Genomic DNA, 17,407 nt, shown 5'->3' on the forward strand with positions numbered 1-17,407 from the left:
AGCCGAAAAACAATCAAGACATAAGACTCTTGCAAAAATGAGCGCAGCGACCCCAAAACACGACCTGCATCGCACGCCGACAGCCCATACAAACAGTTTTGCAAGAGACTCACCCCACAAACGAAAAAGCCCCGTCGCGAGACAGGGCTTTTCCAGCGATCGCGCAATTAAGCTGCGACAACGCTCACGTAACGGCGGTTGAACGCGCCTTTTACTTCAAACTTGATCACGCCTTCGATTTTCGCGAAGAGGGTGTGATCCTTACCCATGCCAACGCCGTAACCAGCGTGGAATTGGGTGCCGCGCTGACGCACGATGATGTTGCCCGGAATGATTTTCTGGCCGCCATACATCTTAACGCCAAGGCGTTTGGCTTCTGAGTCGCGACCGTTACGGGTACTACCACCAGCTTTTTTGTGTGCCATGAGTCAATTCTCCTAGTGAGGAATTAGGCTGAAATTAAGCCTGAATACCGGTGATTTTGATCTCGGTGTACCACTGGCGGTGGCCCATACGCTTCATGTGGTGCTTACGGCGACGGAACTTGATGATGCGGACTTTATCGTGACGACCTTGGGAGATCACTTCAGCCACAACGGTAGCGCCAGCAACAACTGGAGCGCCGATATTCACGTCGTCGCCATTGGCAACCAACAGAACGCGATCAAAGGTAACGGATTCGCCGGTAGCGATTTCCAGTTTTTCGATCTTCAGGTATTCACCCGGGGCGACTTTGTACTGCTTGCCGCCAGTAACGATTACTGCATAAGACATGGTATTTCTCCGATAATCCTGCTCACCCAGCTCTTTATAAGAAGAGGTATTGGCTGGCATGGCTGCATAAGGCTGGAAGGCCCGTTGCAATTGCGTAAGGCAGGTGCTGCCCAGGAAGTTCAGGGTGCGCGATTGTACGCAAGGTGCCGCAGGCTTGCAAGTAGCCGTCTATCGCGCCTTGACAGGTCTGGATGGGGGTCCTAGCATGCCGCGCAACCCTTCTGGAGCGACTCTCGCTGATGCAACCCCAAGCTTTCTACCGCGCGGTGGCGGACGATTTTAGCGCCGTCGACGGCATCATCAAGAAGCAGCTGACTTCCCGAGTACCGCTGGTATCGAAAATCGGCGATTACATTACCTCGGCCGGCGGCAAACGTCTGCGTCCTTTATTAGTGTTGCTGTGTGGCAAGGCCCTGGGTCGCGAAGGCGACGACATGCGCCTGCTGGCCGCCACCATCGAATTCCTGCACACCGCCACCCTGCTGCATGACGACGTGGTCGACATGTCCGGCATGCGCCGTGGCCGTTCGACCGCCAACGCCATGTGGGGCAACGCCCCGAGCGTGCTGGTCGGCGATTTCCTGTACTCGCGCTCGTTTGAAATGATGGTCGAACTGGGCTCGATGCCGGTGATGAAGATCCTGTCCCAGGCCACGCGCATCATCGCTGAAGGCGAAGTACTGCAACTGTCCAAGGTGCGCGACGCCAGCACCACCGAAGAAACCTATATGGAAGTCATCCGCGGCAAGACCGCGATGCTCTTCGAAGCTTCGACCCACAGCGCCGCTGCATTGGCCGGTGCTACCGCTGAGCAGAGCGAAGCCTTGCGCACCTTCGGCGACCACCTCGGTGTGGCGTTCCAACTGGTCGACGACCTGCTCGACTACAAGGGCGACGCCGAGACCCTGGGCAAGAACGTCGGTGACGATCTGGCCGAAGGCAAACCGACCCTGCCGCTGATCTACACCATGCGCGAAGGCACGCCGGAACAGGCTGCACTGGTGCGTCAGGCGATCCAGAAAGGCGGGATCGAAGATCTGGAAAGCATCCGCATTGCTGTGGAAGCTTCTGGTTCGCTGGAATACACCGCGCAACTGGCCCGTGATTACGTGGCCCGCGCGATCAAGTGCCTCGATGCACTGCCAGCCAGCGAATACCGCGATGCGCTGGTTGAACTGAGCGAGTTTGCGGTCGCCCGTACGCACTGATACCGCTGAAGCAAAATCAAGAGATCGCAGCCTTCGGCAGCTCCTACAGGGGTTGTCGATGCTGCGATCTTTTGCATTTGACTGCCTGAAAAACTAAAACCCTATACAATGTGCGACTTTTAGCGATCCACACCCAAGGAGCCTTAGTGAGCACGTTGCCACCCTGCCCGAAATGCAATTCCGAATACACCTACGAAGACGGTACCCAACTGGTGTGCCCGGAGTGCGCCCACGAGTGGTCCGCCAGCGGCGAAGCCGAAGTGGCGTCTGATGATGCCGTGAAGAAAGACTCGGTCGGCAACGTCCTGCAGGACGGCGACACCATCACCGTGATCAAGGATCTGAAGGTCAAGGGCACTTCGCTGGTGGTCAAGGTCGGCACCAAGGTCAAGAACATCCGTCTGTGCGATGGCGACCACGACATCGACTGCAAGATCGACGGTATCGGCCCGATGAAACTCAAATCCGAGTTCGTCAGAAAGGTCTGATTCCGCTGTCATCCATCCCGCGCCAGGCGTGGGATGGAGCTTCGCCCTCCCCGCTCCCCCCCAGCAAAACCGCGCAATAGCCAAACGCCAGCCGTTTTGACCTTACGCAATCTTTACCCGGAAAATTTCAGAATCCGCCAATAGACGCTTGCTATTTGACGAATAAGAATTATTCTCATTGAAACCCTTCAAGGAGATGAGAACCATGACTTATTTGATCGACGCGTGGCTGGATCGCCCACACCCTTACCTCAGAATCCTCCATCGGGAAACCGGTGAAGTCTGTGCGGTGCTTGAAGAAGAAGCCTTGCATGAACTGCAGGATCAAGGGGATCTGGACGTCAGCAGTCTCAATTCCAGCGAGCCGTTGGTGCTCAAGGAGCTGGTGCGCAATCTGTTCCTGTTCTGCTATGCCCGGGCCTTGCGCCCGACCAGTGAACTGCATCACAAGATAGAACTATGAAACGCGGTAAAAACTGTAGGAGTGAGCCTGCTCGCGAAATCGTTGTATCAGGCAACAGATTTGCTGACTGAAAGGACGCCATCGTCGGATCGCCGCCCGGAGCAGGCTCACTCCTACATTAGCCCGCCATCAAGGCAGGCCCGGTCTTACAGAACGTCCAGCAGCTCGACGTCGAATACCAGAACGCTGTGCGGCGGGATGCTGCCAACGCCTTGAGCGCCGTAAGCCAGTTCGCTCGGCACGTACAGACGCCATTTGCTGCCGGCATTCATCAGTTGCAGGGCTTCGGTCCAGCCAGCGATCACGCCGCCAACCGGGAATTCTGCAGGCTGGCCGCGCTCGTAGGAGCTGTCGAACACAGTGCCGTCGATCAGGGTGCCGTGGTAGTGAGTACGTACTTGATCTTCACGGGTCGGCTTGGCGCCTTCGCCCTGAGTCAGCACTTCGAATTGCAGGCCGGAAGCCAGGGTAGTGATGCCGTCACGCTTGGCGTTTTCAGCCAGGAAGGCCAGGCCTTCGCCAGCAGCGGCTTCAGCTTTGGCAGCGGCTTCGGCTTGCATGATTTCGCGGATAACCTTGAAGCTGGCGGACATTTCTTCCTGGCCAACACGGCTTTCCTTGCCGGCGAAAGCGTCGGTCAGACCGGCCAGGATGGCGTCCAGGCTAACGCCCGGTGGCGGGTTGTCGCGCAGCTGGTCACCCAGCTGACGGCCGATGCCGTAGCTGACGCGGGTTTCGTCGGTGGACAGATTTACTTCGGACATGACACTGCTCCGCTGTGCGGACGGCCACAAGACTTGCCGTGCGAGCACAGCGCGTCCCGGCGCGCCCGGAACCAAAAGGGCGAGCAGACTAGCACAGATGCCCGGCGATGGGGCGCAAGGCCTACAGGGCTGAACGCCAGGCGAGCGGCACCTTCAGGCTTTCATCGATACTACCGGCCAGGCCGCACATTTCGTCATGCACCGAGGTGTGTACAAGATTGAAGGGCAGCACCGGAAACGCATGCAGCAGATCCCGCGCATGCTCCACCGAACGCAGTGTCAGCATGTTGCCTTTGAGATCACTCAACGGATACGCCGCGCCATGCATGCGTGCTTCGAGCAGATAAATCCCGCCTTCCATGGAGATCAGGTTCAACTCATCGACCTTCCTGGCGATGGCAAACGCGTTCAGCTCTTGCAGGTTCATGAAAGCACCTCACACAGTGGCGAGTCTGGACCTCTACAGGGATATGCTCGCGCGCAACAAAGCACAAGCCACAAACGACACCGCCCGTCTGTTTCGCAACAGACGGGCGGTGTTTTTGCAGCGATCAACGGTTGATCAGTGCTTGGTGACTTTGTCCAGGTAACCCATGGCGAACGCCGAAACCACAAAGGTCATGTGGATGATCACGTACCACATCAAGTGCTCGGGATCGACGTTCTTGGCGTCCATGAAGATGCGCAGCAAGTGGATCGAGGAAATCGCCACGATCGAAGCCGCCACTTTCATCTTCAACGACGAAGAGTCCATGGTGCCGAGCCAGCTGAGCTTTTCCTTGCCTTCGTCGATGTTCAGTTCAGAGACGAAGTTCTCGTAGCCGGAAATCATCACCATCACCAGCAGACCGCCGACCAGTGCCATGTCGATCAACGACAGCAGCACCAGAATCAGTTCCGACTCGGCCATCGAAAAAACGTTGGGCAGGATGTGGAACACTTCCTGGAAAAATTTCAGTGCCAGCGCCAGCAACCCGAGCGAAAGCCCGATATAGATTGGCGCCAGCAGCCAGCGCGAGGCGTACATTGCATTTTCGATAAAGCGTTCCATTGAATCTCACACAAGGGGGTGGAAATGGCGGCGAGTATACCAGCCCCCTGTGACAGCCAGAAACTGCCCGAAAATCCGCCACCTGCGCGTGCGGATGATTTTTTTCTGCTAGTGTCGAAACCATTGACAGCCCAGCGACTGCAGACAGGACGTGTGGAAATGGATGTGCGATTACCGATAACGACGGCCGGAATTTGCCTTGCTCTGTTGATCAGCGGTTGCTCGCCCGGCGACGAAAAACACACCACCAGCCTTGAAGAAAAAACGGCAAAGTTCGAACAGTCACTGGACGCCATCACCGACACCAAACTCAAGGACGCCATCACCGAACTCGGCGGCTCACTGCTGCTGCTCGAACGCGCGCAACTCAAGCTCAACGACAATCCGCCGCGCACCGAATACGGTGAAGACGCGCTCGCCGTGCTCAAGCACTACCCTGCCCCGCAGACGCTGGTCGATACGTTTATCAACGGCCTGTTCGTGCTGCACAAGGATGCCAGCTCCGATTACCTCACCGATCTGCAACCGGTGTTCCCGTTCAACCTGAACATTCCCGGCGGTTTCTTGTTTCCACACGGTGTGGAATGGCAGTCGGTGACGTTGAGCAACAAACGCGTGATCGCCTATCAGCCGGAATGGTCGGAAACCGATCCGGGCATTCAGCTCAGCCCCTCCAGCTCCAACGTCACCAACCCCGATGACCTGACCGTGACCTACCCGTTCATTGACGGACTGGACGTGGACAAGAAGTCCCTGCCGCAACCGGTCAGCCTGCAAGGCCAGATCGAAGTCATCGCACCGCGCCGCTTGTACAGCTTCGACCTGACGACAAAAGACGTCGGCCAGACCCGCAGCAATGACAACCTCAGCGTCAAACTGCTGAAGCTCGAAAACAACTACGCCGAAGTCGAATTCAGCAACAGCCTGCCATTGGCTGCGGAAGTCGCAGAGACGCAGCTCAATCCGCTGATCGTCCAAGCCCGCGACAAGACCGGGCAATACCTGATACGCGCCGGCTCGATCAACGAGAGTCCGGAGCAAGTGGCCTTCTATGAAAAACAACTGGCCTACCTGCAACAGCAGAAGGGCTGGAGCGAGGCGCTGGAAAAGCAACTCACCGAAGAGCAGCAGGCATTCGAGGACAAGCACCCGCGTCGCTATAACAAGGTCTATTTCAATGGCCCGATCGACACTCTGGAAGTCAGCGTGCTCGACTTCTCCTCGGCGACGGTGACGCGCAAATCGCTGGATCTGCCGATTCGCACGTTCAGTCAACACACGACGCAGAAGGCTATCCAGCCGCTGGACCTGCCAGTGACGGTCTACGACGATCTGGCAGCCAACTGGCTCAAAGGCGCGAGCCTGACCGAGGACCAATTGAAGGCTGGCATCCGCGTCCATCAATCCGTGGAAGAACCGAGCGCTGCGCGCATCGAGTTTTCCCATCGCCGTACGTTCAACGATGAATTGCTCGGCGATGACTTCAGCCCGGGGGTCAGTCCTGTCACGTTCTTCACTGAAAAGCGCAGTGGCAAGCTTGATGAGCCGATCGAACTGCCGCCCGAGGCTTACCAGGTCGATCCGCTGCGCGCGACGATCACTTACGACCTGAACCTGTTCCCGGAAACCCCGGCGATCGCCGTCGGCTCAATGCCGCTGTTTCTCGCGACTGTGGCCAAGCAGGCATACGACGCCAAGTCCTTGCCCAAAGGTCTGGAGATCAAGAACAACCTGCTGGTGGTGGACCTGAAATTGTTTCCGCCCAACGAATGGCGTTTCTTCGTCAAAGACGACAGCGGCAACTACCTCAAGCAGATTCTTTCTGTCAGCCACGATGCGAGCGCAGAAGGCCCGGCGCTGTTCGGCGTGCACTATTTTTATGGCCGCCCGACTCACGTAGAAACCTACCAGCGCACCGACCTCGCCACTGTGCAATACGGCTTTGAGGTCAAACTCGACCGGGCGCAGGTGCCTGAGGCTGCCCACTGAAGAGCCAGATCAAAAGATCTCAGCCTGCGGCAGCGCCTACAGGGCGCGGCCACGGCCACCGTTGATCTGCCGCAACTGGGCTTGCAGGTGCAGGCTCCAGATCTGCGGATCATCGGCTAGTTCATAGCCGTGCAAGGTCAGGCTTTCAACGATGGTGTCGAGTATCGATTCGGCGGCGACCGGCCCATGAAACGGGCCTTGGGCCTTGATGGCGGAAGGTTGTTCACCGGCCATGCCGGCGGCGAAGAGCAGCGTCCACATGCCGTTATCGCCGGCCAACGGCTTGATGGCGCATTCGATACGGGTCACCAGACCCAGGCATTGACGGGTGAGACAGAGGTTGCGCGACATGGCGGCGACCCTCGGTGAAGCCGGTATTCAGCCCTCACGGGAGGACTGGCTCGATCCAGTGATACTGTCGATATCCTTGAGCTGAGAATAGAAGAAAAGTCCGCTGCGCAAGCCGAATGAGACCAGAAGGCGCCGAATGGTCATTGTGTGAATATTGGCGTCAGAGTTGTGGCGATTTTCCCGAAGATCACCACAAAGACCAATGTAGGAGTGAGCCTGCTCGCGATAACGGTGTGCCAGGCAACTTATTCGCCGACTGACACTCCGCTATCGCGAGCAGGCTCACTCCTACCGTTTGACCGCGTTTGGGTTCAGGCCGGTTTGGCTTCGGCCAGCGCTTCTTGGGCCAACTCTTTCTCGGCTTCCTTGAGGTCTTCTTCGCTGATCATCTCGGCAATGTCACGCAAGCGCTCGACCACCCGTGCGTTGATGCTGCCTTCGGGGAATTCGCCGTCGGCATTCGGTTCACCGGCCGGTTCGCCCACCAACAGACTCAACGCCTCGTCGGCCTGACGCACCGCGTACACGTGGAACTGTCCGGCACGCACCGCCGCCAGGACTTTCTCATCGAGCATCAGCGTGGCGACGTTGGCCTGCGGAATGATCGCGCCCTGCTCGCCGGTCAGCCCGCGTGCTTCGCAGAGACGGAAGAAGCCTTCGATTTTCTCGTTAACCCCGCCCACTGCCTGTACTTCACCGAACTGGTTGATCGAGCCGGTGATCGCAAAGCACTGTTTCAATGGCGTTTTCGACAGCGCCGAAATCAGCGTACAGGCCTCACCCAGCGACGCACTGTCGCCGTCGACGTAACCGTACGACTGCTCCAGCGCGATGCTCGCGGAAATCGCCAGCGGGAATTCCTGGGCATAACGGCTGCCCAGATACCCGGTAAGGATCATCACACCTTTGGAGTGAATCGGCTGGCCGAGGTTGACCTCACGCTCAATGTCGACAATGCCGCTGCCGCCCGGATACACCGTGGCGGAAATCCGCGCCGGCACACCAAACGCCGAGTCGCCGACTTCTAGCACGGTCAGACCGTTGCACTTGCCGACAGCGGCGCCATCGGTGTCGATCAGGATGATCCCGGCAAGCATGTCGTCGAGAATCCGCGCCGACACACGACCGGTGCGCGTGGCCTTGGCTTTCAAGGCACGTTCGATATGCCCGGCATCGGTCATTTCATCGCCGGCCAGGTGACGGATGAAATCCGCTTCGCTGACCAGTTGGAACAGATCACCAATGCGCGCCGACAAACGCCCTTGGTGCTCGGCCAAACGTGCGCTGTAGGTTGCCAGACGCGCTACCGCATCAGCGGTCAGCGGCGCCATGCCTTCTTCCGAAGTACGGGTTTTCAACAACTGGGCGAATTGCTCCAGGCTCTCGTCGACCATCGGAATGTCTTCGTCGAAGTCGACCAGAACACGGAACATCTCCTGGAAGTCCGGATCGAGATCTTGCAGCGTGTAGTACAGCGACCGCGCACCGATGATGATGACTTTGACCTGCAACGGAATATGCTGCGGGTTGAGCGTCACGGTGGCGAAACGGCCCATCTCGCCCAGCGGTGATTCCATTTTCAGTTTGCGCGATTGCAGGGCGCGTTTCAGCGCGTCCCATACGAACGGCTCGCTGAGCATTTTTTCTGCTTCAAGAATCAGGAAACCGCCATTGGCGCGGTGCAAGGCACCCGGACGCAGCTGACGATAGGTGGTGTAAAGCGCGCCCTGATCGGTGGTGTATTCGATGCGACCGAAGAGGTTTTCGTAAGTCGGGTGCGGTTCGAACACTACGGGTGCACCGCCGCTCACTGGGTGACCGACTACCAGGCTTGGCGCGTATTGCTCCTCCAGCAGTTTGCGTGCGACGGCGTCAGTCTTGCTGTCGTCGACCAGTTGCTCGACCACGGTTTTCAGCAGGTACACCTGCATCGCTTGCAGGTAACCGCAGACCGCAGCGTTCTCGGCGTACTTCTCCGACAACGGCGACAGTAGCGGCTGCAAGGCCAGGGTGATGGTTTCTTCGTTGAGCGAGCGCAGTTGATTGTTCGACTCACGCTTCCACTGCGGCAGGCTGGCGAGTTCTTCGTTCAGGCGCTCTTCGAGGCCGGAAATGTCATCGTGAAAACGCTCGCGATCGGCTTCCGGCAACTGGGCAAATTCCGCTTCGTCCAGTGCTTTGCCGTCGAGCATCGGCGTGAAGGCGATGTTGCTGCTGTCGCGATACAGGGCAACGTCTTTTTCCAGGGCCAGGCGCTCGATGATGTCGAGGGCTTTGTCGTAGCGCTGGTTGAAGGCGCGGTCGATGGCGCTTTTCTTTTGCTGATAGGACGGGTGTTCGAACACCGCTGGAAATGTCGCCAGCAGGTTGTCGATCAAACCGTTGATATCACCGATGAATGCACCGGCAGTGCCCGAAGGCAGTTCCAGGGCGCGCGGTTCGCGCGGCTCATCGAAGTTATTGACGTAGACCCAGTCCGCCGGGGTCTGCAGGCGTTTGCCTTCGGCCTTCAGGTAGCGTTTGACGAACGAGAAACGGCCAGTGCCGGGCTCGCCCATGACGAAAACGTTGTAACCGGGGCGTGGCATGGCCACACCGAACTGCAAGGCTTCGACCGCGCGTTCCTGGCCGAGCACACCGCGAAAGGGCTCCAGATCATTGGTGGTAGTGAAGCTGAACTGTTCAGCGGAAAACGGACGGGTCAGCGCTTCGGGCGCGAGACGCAAGCTGGCAGCAACAGGATCAGGCATCGGGCTTCCTTAACAATCAGGCGGGGCAGATAGCGGCATTCTGGCGCCGCCCGTGCCCCACTGGCAAGGCGCGCCACATGACAAAGCATAGACAACCGGCAATGCCAGCGGCCCGCCCCCTGAAATCGGGGTTTATTCCAAATATTTTGCAAAAAACCACGGAACCCCTGGAACATGCCTAAACTCCAAACTGCGCGGCTGGAACTAATACCGGCCCACTGGCTTCGTTTGGCTCTGAACGTAAGCTCGCCGAGCGGCGATCAGGCAAGGCGAAAACAGGCGAGGAAGCGGAGTGTAGGGTCCTACATGAGCATTCCGAGCCTGTTTTCAACGCAGCATGATCGTCGCGCAGGCAGCTTACGTTTAGAGCCGGCCAGAACCCTGTCCATTGGTATGCACATAAAGAGAAAAAAGCTATGAAACGGATTCTTCTCGGTACTCTCTTCACCGCTGTATCCATCAACGCAATGGCGCAAGCTCCAGGCGGCCCGGATTGCGGTTGGGGCAACATGCTGTTCGAAGGTCAGCGTGGCACCCCGGCGCACTTCCTCGCTTCCACCACCAACGGTACTTCCGGTAACGCCACCTTCGGGATGACGTCCGGCACCAACGGTTGCTCGACCAACGCATCGCTGACCTACGGCGGCAAATCCTGGTTTGCCATGAATGGCATGATGAACGAGCTGTCCGAAGACATGGCCAAAGGCAACGGCGAAGCGCTGACGACTTATGCCGTGGTACTGGGCGTGGCACCGGAAGACCGTGCGCACTTCGCTGCTGTGACTCACGAGCACTTCCAGCAGATCTTCAGCAAGGCTGACGTGACCGCTGAAGACGTGCATACCAACACCCTGGCCGTACTGAAATCGGATCCTCGTCTGGCCAAGTACGCGACTCAAGCTTAAGCTCGACCCTACCCGCTTCCTTCGGGAAGCGGGTTTTGTTTTTTCGGCCCGCCCTCCTTGGGTCTTTATTTCTTTCCTGTTCAAGTTGCCGACTATGCTCAAACGCCTTGCCTGGCTGGCGCTCTGTGTCTGCGCCCCGCTGTCCGCCGCGCCCCACATCGACCCTCCACGTTTGCAGCAACTGGCCAACGACCGCTTCTGGATTTCCCTCGGTCACTACGAAACCGCCAAGCTTGGCGGCTGGCGCAGCTATGTCAGCGACAAGAAGTTCTTTCTTGCGCCCGATGGCAATGAACATCCCGACCGCGAACTGGCGGCCACCGTGCAAGCGCTGTACGCCCCGGCCAGTCTCGGCGAGCAACACGCGCAGTGCGTTTATCCGGCGCGCACTCGCTGGCTGAAAGCGCAGCTCAATCTCAGCGATCTGCCAGCGCCGGCATGCGCCGAATACAAGAAGTGGTTCAAGGACGTCTCGCCGCACAGCGCGGTGATGATCTTCCCGGCGGCTTATTTGAACAGTCCGTCATCGATGTTCGGCCACACCCTGCTGCGCATCGATCAGGCCGATGTGCAGGCCGACAAGACCTCGCTGCTCAGTTACGCGATCAACTTCGGCGCCTACATCGAAGGCTCGGACAACAGCATCCTGTACGCCTGGAAAGGTTTGATGGGCGGTTATCCGGGACTGTTCGCGCTGGTGCCGTACCAGGAAAAGCTCTCCGAATACCGCAGCCTGGAAAACCGCGACCTGTGGGAATACCGGCTCAACCTGACGCAAGAAGAAACCGCGCGCATGGTCGAGCATGTGTGGGAGTTGAAGCAGATCCAGTTCGACTACTTCTTCTTCGACGAAAACTGCTCGTATCGTCTGCTTGAGTTGCTGCAGGTGGCACGCCCGAGCCTGCGCCTGACTGAACAATTCCCGTTGACCGCGATTCCCACCGACACCGTCAAAGCGGTGAAGGAAGCCGGGCTGGTGGAAAGTATCGAATACCGCCCGTCACGCGAGCGCGAATTGCTCAGCCGTGCCGAGCCTTTGAACAGTGACGAACAGCAATGGGTGCTGAACGTCAGCGCCGATCAACAGCAGTTGCAGAATCCGGCGTTCAAAGCCCTACCCCGCGATCGTCAAGCGTTGATCATCGACGCGGCGTATCGTCTGGAGCGCTACCGCGCCAACGGTCAGGAACGCGATCCACAACGGGCACAGCGCAGCTTTGAACTGCTGCGAGCGATCAACAAAAACCCCGCACCCGAACTGGAAATACCACAACCAGGCTTGCCCGAAGACGGCCACGAATCGCGCACCTGGCAGGCCGGTCTCGGCACCCGTGGTGATCGCGCATTCGGTGAGTACGGCTTGCGCATGGCCTATCACGATCTCAACGACAACGCCGAGAGCTTCCCGCTCGGCGCGCAGATCGAGATCCTGCAGATGAAACTGCGTCAGTACGAGGGCAATCAATGGCAGTTTCAGCAACTGGATCTGGCGACCATTCGTTCGCTGACACCGCGTAATGAGCTATTGCAGCCGCTGTCGTGGCAAGTCACTGGCGGTCTTGAGCGCGTACCGGGCAAGCACGATGACGAGACGCTGGTCAGCCACGTCAATGGTGGCGGCGGCGGGACGTGGGCGCTGGGGGATGATGTGCTGGGTTTTGCCCTCGGCACCGTGCGCGTTGAACACAACAATGATTTCGCCGAGTTCGTCTCGCCAGCCGGCGGTTTCAATACCGGCGTGTTGTGGAAAAACCCGTTGGGCAATCTCAGTCTGGAGGCTAAAGGCGATTACTTCTTCAATGGCGAAGTACGCCGCAGCCTCAGCCTGAATCAGCAGTGGGAGTTGTCGCGCAACCTTGGTTTGCGCTTGAGTGCGCAGCGTGAGTTCAGCCATCTCGCCACCCCGGAAACCGAGGTCATGCTTGAAGTGAAGTGGTATCACTACTGATCCCGAACACATCCCCCTGTAGGAGTGAGCCTGCTCGCGATAGCAATTCATCAGTCACTGGTGCGGTGACTGATACACCGCTATCGCGAGCAGGCTCACTCCTACAGGGGATTTGTGGTGCTCAACGAATTACTCACATGCCTTTCACCAACGCTCGACGAATCAGCTTCTAGACTTTCCCATAAGCCGAGAACCGGCGCGGGAGAGTGCGATGTGGCGGTGTGCGGGTTTGCTGGGTGTTGTGCTGTTACTGGGCGGTTGCCAGACCACCCATGAAGATTTGATCGCCAAGGGTTATCCACCGGCCTTCGCCGACGGCTTCGATGACGGTTGTGTCAGCGGTCGTCAGGCGGCGGGTTCGATCAGTGGCGAGTTTCGCAAGAATGTGCCGCGCTATCTCAAGGACAAGCAATACGCCGAAGGCTGGACCGACGGCTTCCGCCAGTGTCAGGCAATGTTGGAAAACAAGGACCGCGAACAGTATCGCAATGAACATTGGGACGAACGCGAGCGCGCCTGGCAGCAACAGAAAGATCAGGACGCCGGGCGGGCCTATCGCTCGCAATAGGTCGTTTCCAGACATCCAGTGAAACCAAATGCCTGCGAGCATGGCCCAAACCTCATACGAGGAGAACACCATGAGTCGCGCATTCGTCAACGAAGACAACGCCGCCGCGCAAGCCGATCAGCCGGTCGAACGGCAGGTCAGCGAGCAGCCCAATTACGTCACCGCGCAAGGGCTGGCGCAGTTGCAGGAAAAAGTCGCCGAACTGCAAACCCTGCATGCCGAACAATCAGCCAGAGGTGAGCAGGCCGACAAGCAACGGCTGGCGGATCTGCAACGTGATTTGCGTTATTTCAATCAGCGCCTGAGCAGCGCACAAGTCGCGGTTGCCGCGACCTCCACCGACAAAGTGCAGATCGGCAGTTGGGTGACCTACGCCGACGAACACGACACCGAACGCCGGGTGCAACTGGTCGGCGAAGATCAGGCCGATGCGAGCAAAGGCCTGATCAATTGGGGCTCACCGCTGGGCCGCGCGCTGCTGGGTGCGCGGCTCAATGACGAGGTGCTTTGGCAGCGCCCCGCCGGCGATCAAGTGATTGAAGTGATCCGCATCGAACCGGCTTAAACCACGCCCTGCGCGAGCATTGCGTCGGCGACTTTGACGAAGCCGGCGATGTTCGCGCCTTTGACGTAGTTGATCCGTCCGTTCTCTTCGCCGTAGTGCACACAAGCGTGGTGGATCGACTGCATGATCGCGTGCAGCTTGCTGTCCACCTCACCTGCCGTCCACAGCAAGCGCATGGCGTTCTGTGACATCTCCAGGCCACTCACCGCCACACCGCCGGCGTTGGATGCCTTGCCCGGAGCGAAGAGAATGCCGGCCTCGATAAAGATATCCACAGCCTCCAGCGTGGTCGGCATGTTCGCGCCCTCAGCTACGCACACGCAGCCATTGCGCAGCAGTGTGCGCGCGGCTTCGGCGTCGAGTTCGTTCTGCGTAGCGCACGGCAGCGCGATGTCGCACGGCAACGACCACGGCAGCTGACCCGCGCGGAATTCCAGACCGAACGCTGCCGCCAGTTCACTGATGCGTCCGCGCTTGACGTTTTTCAGCTCCAGCAGCGCCAGCCACTGCTCTTCGCTCAGCCCAGCCTCGCAATACAGCGTGCCTTCTGAGTCGGACAGGGAAATCACTTTGCCGCCCAGATCCATGACTTTGCGCGCGGCGTACTGCGCAACGTTGCCGGAACCGGAAATCGCCACGCGTTTGCCTTCGACGGTCTGCTCGCGGCGTTTGAGCATTTCTTCGGCAAAGTAGACGCAGCCGAAACCGGTGGCTTCCGGACGAATCAGGCTGCCGCCGTAGGTCATGCCCTTGCCGGTCAGCACACTGGTGAACTGGTTGCTCAGGCGCTTGTACTGGCCAAACAGGAAACCGATCTCGCGCGCACCGACACCGATGTCACCGGCCGGCACGTCAACGTCGGCGCCGATGTGGCGGTACAACTCGCTCATGAACGCTTGGCAGAAACGCATGACTTCGCCGTCGCTCTTACCCTTCGGATCGAAGTCCGAGCCGCCCTTGCCGCCGCCCATGGGCAGCGAGGTCAGGGAGTTTTTGAAGGTCTGTTCGAAGGCGAGGAATTTCAGCACACCCAGGTTCACCGACGGATGGAAACGCAGGCCACCCTTGTACGGGCCGATCGCACTGTTCATCTGGATGCGGAAACCGCGATTGACCTGGACCTTGCCCTGATCGTCGACCCACGACACGCGAAAAATCACCGCGCGCTCCGGCTCGCAGATGCGCTCCAGAATCCCCGAGGTCAGGTAATGCGGATTGGCTTCGAGAAACGGCCACAAACTGCGCAGGACTTCTTCGACGGCCTGGTGGAATTCGGGTTGATCCGGGTCGCGTTTTTTCAGGCGAGCGAGGAAGGATTCGACGGATTCGATCATGGGAAAAGTCTCGGCAAATTTATTGTCGTTGGAGGAGATTGGGCTGGACTGTAACAAACGAAATGCGCACAGGAACAGAGCAAAATGTCGCAGTTATGAAATTAAATGGTGCACAGGATATAAATAAGGCGGTTTTTTGAGCTTGTTTTGCACCTGAATGGGGAGTCTGGGTTCAAGAAATGCACCACCAGTTATACAGCTATCGCGAGCAGGCTCACTCCTACAGGGGAACGCATTTCAAATGTAGGAGTGAGCCTGCTCGCGATGGCCACACCTCGATCCCGCTGAAAAAAACCAGGCAAAAAAAACGGAGCCCGAAGGCTCCGCTCTTTTATGCAACCAACCCGATATCAGGCCAGTTTCTTGTGACGCACGCGGTGTGGCTGGGCAGCCGCTTCGCCGAGACGCTTTTTGCGATCGGCTTCGTACTCGGTGTAGTTACCTTCGAAGAAGATCGCTTGCGAGTCGTCTTCGTACGCCAGGATGTGCGTCGCCACACGGTCCAGGAACCAGCGATCGTGAGAGATCACAATGGCAGCGCCCGGGAAGTCCAGCAGGGCTTCTTCCAGCGAACGCAGGGTTTCCACGTCGAGGTCGTTGGACGGTTCGTCGAGCAGCAGGACGTTGCCGCCCTCCTTCAGGGTCAGCGCCAGGTGCAGACGACCGCGCTCACCACCGGACAGATCCTTGACGAACTTCTGCTGATCGCCGCCCTTGAAGTTGAAACGACCGACGTAGGTACGCGACGGGATCTCGTAGTTGCCGATGCGGATCTGGTCGGAACCGTCGGAGATTTGCTGGAATACAGTCTTGCTGCCATCCAGGTCATCACGGCTCTGGTCAACGCAGGCCAGTTGCACGGTTTCACCGACTTCGATGCTGCCCGAATCCGGCGTTTCCTTGCCCATCAGCATGCGGAACAGGGTCGACTTACCGGCACCGTTACCGCCGATCACGCCGACAATGGCGCCTTTCGGCATTGAGAACGACAGGTTGTCGATCAGTACGCGATCGCCGTAGCCCTTGGTGACGTTCTTGAATTCGATGACCTTGTCGCCCAGGCGCGGACCGGCCGGGATGTAGATCTCGTTGGTTTCGCTGCGCTTCTGGAATTCCTGCGATTGCATTTCTTCGAAGCGTTGCAGACGCGCCTTGGATTTCGACTGGCGGGCTTTCGCGCCTTTGCGCACCCACTCCAGTTCTTCTTTCATGGCTTTTTCGTGAGCCGACTGCTGCTTGGATTCGGCGGCCAGACGATCGGACTTGGCTTCGAGCCAACCCGAGTAGTTGCCTTCGTACGGAATGCCCGCGCCGCGGTCGAGTTCGAGAATCCAGCCAGCGACGTTATCGAGGAAGTAACGGTCGTGCGTGATCGCTACCACAGTGCCCGGGAAGTCGTGGAGGAAGTGCTCCAGCCACGCCACCGAGTCGGCGTCCAAGTGGTTGGTCGGTTCGTCGAGCAGCAGCATGTCCGGCGCGGACAGCAGCAGACGGCACAGGGCCACACGACGCTTTTCACCACCGGACAGGTGTTCTACTTTGGCGTCCCAGGCCGGCAGACGCAGCGCATCGGCGGCGACTTCCAGTTGACGCTCAAGGTTGTGACCATCGCTGGCCTGCAGGATCGCTTCGAGTTTGGCTTGCTCGGCAGCCAGCTTGTCGAAGTCGGCATCCGGATCGGCGTAAGCGGCGTAGACCTCGTCCAGACGCGCTTGCGCATCCTTGATCACGCTGACCGCTTCCTCGACCACTTCACGCACGGTCTTGGTTGGATCAAGTTGTGGCTCTTGCGGCAGATAGCCGATGTTCAGGTCCGGCATCGGACGGGCTTCGCCCTCGAACTCGGTGTCGACGCCAGCCATGATTTTCAGCAGCGTGGACTTACCCGAACCGTTGAGGCCGAGTACACCGATCTTGGCGCCGGGGAAGAACGACAGCGAAATGTTTTTGAGAATTTCCCGCTTCGGCGGAACAACTTTGCCCAGCCGATGCATGGTGAAGACGTATTGAGCCATGGAGAACCTTGGGTCAGTGACAGATGAATGATTGCAGCGCAGGCGAAGCCCGGCCAGACCATGCGCGTCGTTCACTTGATGGTTATCAATGCGTGCGCGCTGAAAAAGTCTGAGTCTAGGAGCTGGAACGCTCCCGCGTAACCGGCAAAGCTACCTGATTGACCAGTGGCAGTCCAGCCGCGCGGGGCTGGCACTTCGCCACGACTCAAGGCATGCTAGCCGCCCTTTGGGCGT

At 58.6% G+C, this 17,407-nt stretch carries 17 protein-coding genes; 8 read left to right on the top strand and 9 right to left on the bottom strand.

Annotated elements, in window-relative coordinates; all coding sequences use genetic code 11:
- Positions 1-167: 167 nt before the first annotated feature.
- On the bottom strand, positions 168-425 hold the full coding sequence (gene rpmA / locus ACOYXH_RS21225; protein WP_003176049.1) for a 50S ribosomal protein L27: 258 nt from the start codon (positions 423-425) through the stop codon (positions 168-170).
- A 34-nt stretch (positions 426-459) separates the two neighbouring features.
- Positions 460-774, bottom strand: a complete 315-nt coding sequence (rplU, locus tag ACOYXH_RS21230; RefSeq protein ID WP_003176051.1) for a 50S ribosomal protein L21 — start codon at positions 772-774, stop codon at positions 460-462.
- 239 nt (positions 775-1,013) lie between these two features.
- Here rplU and ACOYXH_RS21235 point away from each other — a divergent pair, with 239 nt between their 5' ends.
- The 3 genes from ACOYXH_RS21235 (at position 1,014) to ACOYXH_RS21245 (ending at position 2,933) form a co-directional block, all read left to right on the top strand.
- Positions 1,014-1,982 carry a polyprenyl synthetase family protein gene (locus ACOYXH_RS21235; RefSeq protein ID WP_007950962.1) on the top strand — a complete coding sequence of 323 codons (969 nt, stop codon included), beginning with the start codon at positions 1,014-1,016 and terminating at the stop codon, positions 1,980-1,982.
- Between the two features lie 146 nt (positions 1,983-2,128).
- A complete protein-coding gene (locus ACOYXH_RS21240) occupies positions 2,129-2,470 on the top strand; it encodes a zinc ribbon domain-containing protein YjdM (RefSeq protein WP_016986200.1) in 342 nt (113 codons plus the stop codon).
- Positions 2,471-2,675: 205 nt separating this feature from the next.
- Entirely contained in the window at positions 2,676-2,933 is a 258-nt protein-coding gene (locus tag ACOYXH_RS21245; protein ID WP_034153845.1) for a PA4570 family protein, read from the top strand.
- 146 nt (positions 2,934-3,079) lie between these two features.
- Here ACOYXH_RS21245 and ACOYXH_RS21250 read toward each other — a convergent pair whose 3' ends face one another.
- The 3 genes from ACOYXH_RS21250 to ACOYXH_RS21260 form a co-directional block, all read right to left on the bottom strand.
- Positions 3,080-3,697 carry an FKBP-type peptidyl-prolyl cis-trans isomerase gene (locus tag ACOYXH_RS21250; protein WP_008078561.1) on the bottom strand — a complete coding sequence of 206 codons (618 nt, stop codon included), beginning with the start codon at positions 3,695-3,697 and terminating at the stop codon, positions 3,080-3,082.
- Positions 3,698-3,818: 121 nt separating this feature from the next.
- On the bottom strand, positions 3,819-4,124 hold the full coding sequence (locus ACOYXH_RS21255) for a DUF6482 family protein (RefSeq protein ID WP_095125457.1): 306 nt from the start codon (positions 4,122-4,124) through the stop codon (positions 3,819-3,821).
- A 135-nt stretch (positions 4,125-4,259) separates the two neighbouring features.
- Entirely contained in the window at positions 4,260-4,748 is a 489-nt protein-coding gene (locus ACOYXH_RS21260; RefSeq protein WP_007909801.1) for a TIGR00645 family protein, read from the bottom strand.
- A gap of 159 nt (positions 4,749-4,907) precedes the next feature.
- Between ACOYXH_RS21260 and ACOYXH_RS21265 the strand changes: the two genes are divergently transcribed.
- On the top strand, positions 4,908-6,737 hold the full coding sequence (locus ACOYXH_RS21265; protein ID WP_460409930.1) for a hypothetical protein: 1,830 nt from the start codon (positions 4,908-4,910) through the stop codon (positions 6,735-6,737).
- Between the two features lie 36 nt (positions 6,738-6,773).
- On the opposite strand, the gene ACOYXH_RS21270 is transcribed toward ACOYXH_RS21265, so the two are convergent.
- Both ACOYXH_RS21270 and ACOYXH_RS21275 read right to left on the bottom strand, forming a co-directional pair.
- A complete protein-coding gene (locus tag ACOYXH_RS21270) occupies positions 6,774-7,088 on the bottom strand; it encodes a PA4575 family protein (protein WP_007909799.1) in 315 nt (104 codons plus the stop codon).
- A 311-nt stretch (positions 7,089-7,399) separates the two neighbouring features.
- Positions 7,400-9,838: a Lon protease family protein gene (locus ACOYXH_RS21275; protein ID WP_095125459.1), complete on the bottom strand. Its 2,439-nt coding sequence runs from the start codon at positions 9,836-9,838 to the stop codon at positions 7,400-7,402.
- A gap of 416 nt (positions 9,839-10,254) precedes the next feature.
- Here ACOYXH_RS21275 and ACOYXH_RS21280 point away from each other — a divergent pair, with 416 nt between their 5' ends.
- From ACOYXH_RS21280 to ACOYXH_RS21295, 4 genes are all read left to right on the top strand, one after another.
- On the top strand, positions 10,255-10,743 hold the full coding sequence (locus ACOYXH_RS21280; protein WP_007909797.1) for a DUF3015 domain-containing protein: 489 nt from the start codon (positions 10,255-10,257) through the stop codon (positions 10,741-10,743).
- Between the two features lie 94 nt (positions 10,744-10,837).
- Positions 10,838-12,691, top strand: a complete 1,854-nt coding sequence (locus ACOYXH_RS21285) for an Lnb N-terminal periplasmic domain-containing protein (protein WP_460409931.1) — start codon at positions 10,838-10,840, stop codon at positions 12,689-12,691.
- A 211-nt stretch (positions 12,692-12,902) separates the two neighbouring features.
- Positions 12,903-13,259, top strand: coding sequence for a hypothetical protein (locus tag ACOYXH_RS21290; RefSeq protein ID WP_093434789.1), 357 nt, complete (start codon positions 12,903-12,905; stop codon positions 13,257-13,259).
- A gap of 70 nt (positions 13,260-13,329) precedes the next feature.
- Positions 13,330-13,824 carry a GreA/GreB family elongation factor gene (locus tag ACOYXH_RS21295; RefSeq protein ID WP_095125461.1) on the top strand — a complete coding sequence of 165 codons (495 nt, stop codon included), beginning with the start codon at positions 13,330-13,332 and terminating at the stop codon, positions 13,822-13,824.
- Here the strand turns inward: ACOYXH_RS21295 and gdhA are convergent.
- Together gdhA and ettA are read right to left on the bottom strand one after the other, a co-directional pair.
- Positions 13,821-15,158, bottom strand: a complete 1,338-nt coding sequence (gene gdhA / locus ACOYXH_RS21300) for an NADP-specific glutamate dehydrogenase (protein WP_460409932.1) — start codon at positions 15,156-15,158, stop codon at positions 13,821-13,823. The two genes, ACOYXH_RS21295 and gdhA, sit on opposite strands and share 4 nt — an antisense overlap.
- Before the next feature lie 350 nt (positions 15,159-15,508).
- A complete protein-coding gene (ettA, locus tag ACOYXH_RS21305) occupies positions 15,509-17,173 on the bottom strand; it encodes an energy-dependent translational throttle protein EttA (RefSeq protein WP_007909789.1) in 1,665 nt (554 codons plus the stop codon).
- Positions 17,174-17,407 lie beyond the last annotated feature (234 nt).

This window comes from Pseudomonas sp. Mb7 (genome assembly GCF_054790525.1).

Coding starts and splice junctions, on each gene's coding strand:
- ACOYXH_RS21235 (WP_007950962.1), top strand. CDS start 1,014: ATGCAACCCCAAGCTTTCTACCGCGCGGTGGCGGACGATTTTAGCGCC.
- ACOYXH_RS21280 (WP_007909797.1), top strand. CDS start 10,255: ATGAAACGGATTCTTCTCGGTACTCTCTTCACCGCTGTATCCATCAAC.
- ACOYXH_RS21255 (WP_095125457.1), bottom strand. CDS start 4,124: ATGAACCTGCAAGAGCTGAACGCGTTTGCCATCGCCAGGAAGGTCGAT.
- rpmA (WP_003176049.1), bottom strand. CDS start 425: ATGGCACACAAAAAAGCTGGTGGTAGTACCCGTAACGGTCGCGACTCA.
- ACOYXH_RS21270 (WP_007909799.1), bottom strand. CDS start 7,088: ATGTCGCGCAACCTCTGTCTCACCCGTCAATGCCTGGGTCTGGTGACC.
- ACOYXH_RS21245 (WP_034153845.1), top strand. CDS start 2,676: ATGACTTATTTGATCGACGCGTGGCTGGATCGCCCACACCCTTACCTC.
- ACOYXH_RS21260 (WP_007909801.1), bottom strand. CDS start 4,748: ATGGAACGCTTTATCGAAAATGCAATGTACGCCTCGCGCTGGCTGCTG.
- rplU (WP_003176051.1), bottom strand. CDS start 774: ATGTCTTATGCAGTAATCGTTACTGGCGGCAAGCAGTACAAAGTCGCC.
- ettA (WP_007909789.1), bottom strand. CDS start 17,173: ATGGCTCAATACGTCTTCACCATGCATCGGCTGGGCAAAGTTGTTCCG.
- ACOYXH_RS21295 (WP_095125461.1), top strand. CDS start 13,330: ATGAGTCGCGCATTCGTCAACGAAGACAACGCCGCCGCGCAAGCCGAT.
- ACOYXH_RS21285 (WP_460409931.1), top strand. CDS start 10,838: ATGCTCAAACGCCTTGCCTGGCTGGCGCTCTGTGTCTGCGCCCCGCTG.
- ACOYXH_RS21290 (WP_093434789.1), top strand. CDS start 12,903: ATGTGGCGGTGTGCGGGTTTGCTGGGTGTTGTGCTGTTACTGGGCGGT.
- ACOYXH_RS21250 (WP_008078561.1), bottom strand. CDS start 3,697: ATGTCCGAAGTAAATCTGTCCACCGACGAAACCCGCGTCAGCTACGGC.
- gdhA (WP_460409932.1), bottom strand. CDS start 15,158: ATGATCGAATCCGTCGAATCCTTCCTCGCTCGCCTGAAAAAACGCGAC.
- ACOYXH_RS21265 (WP_460409930.1), top strand. CDS start 4,908: ATGGATGTGCGATTACCGATAACGACGGCCGGAATTTGCCTTGCTCTG.
- ACOYXH_RS21275 (WP_095125459.1), bottom strand. CDS start 9,838: ATGCCTGATCCTGTTGCTGCCAGCTTGCGTCTCGCGCCCGAAGCGCTG.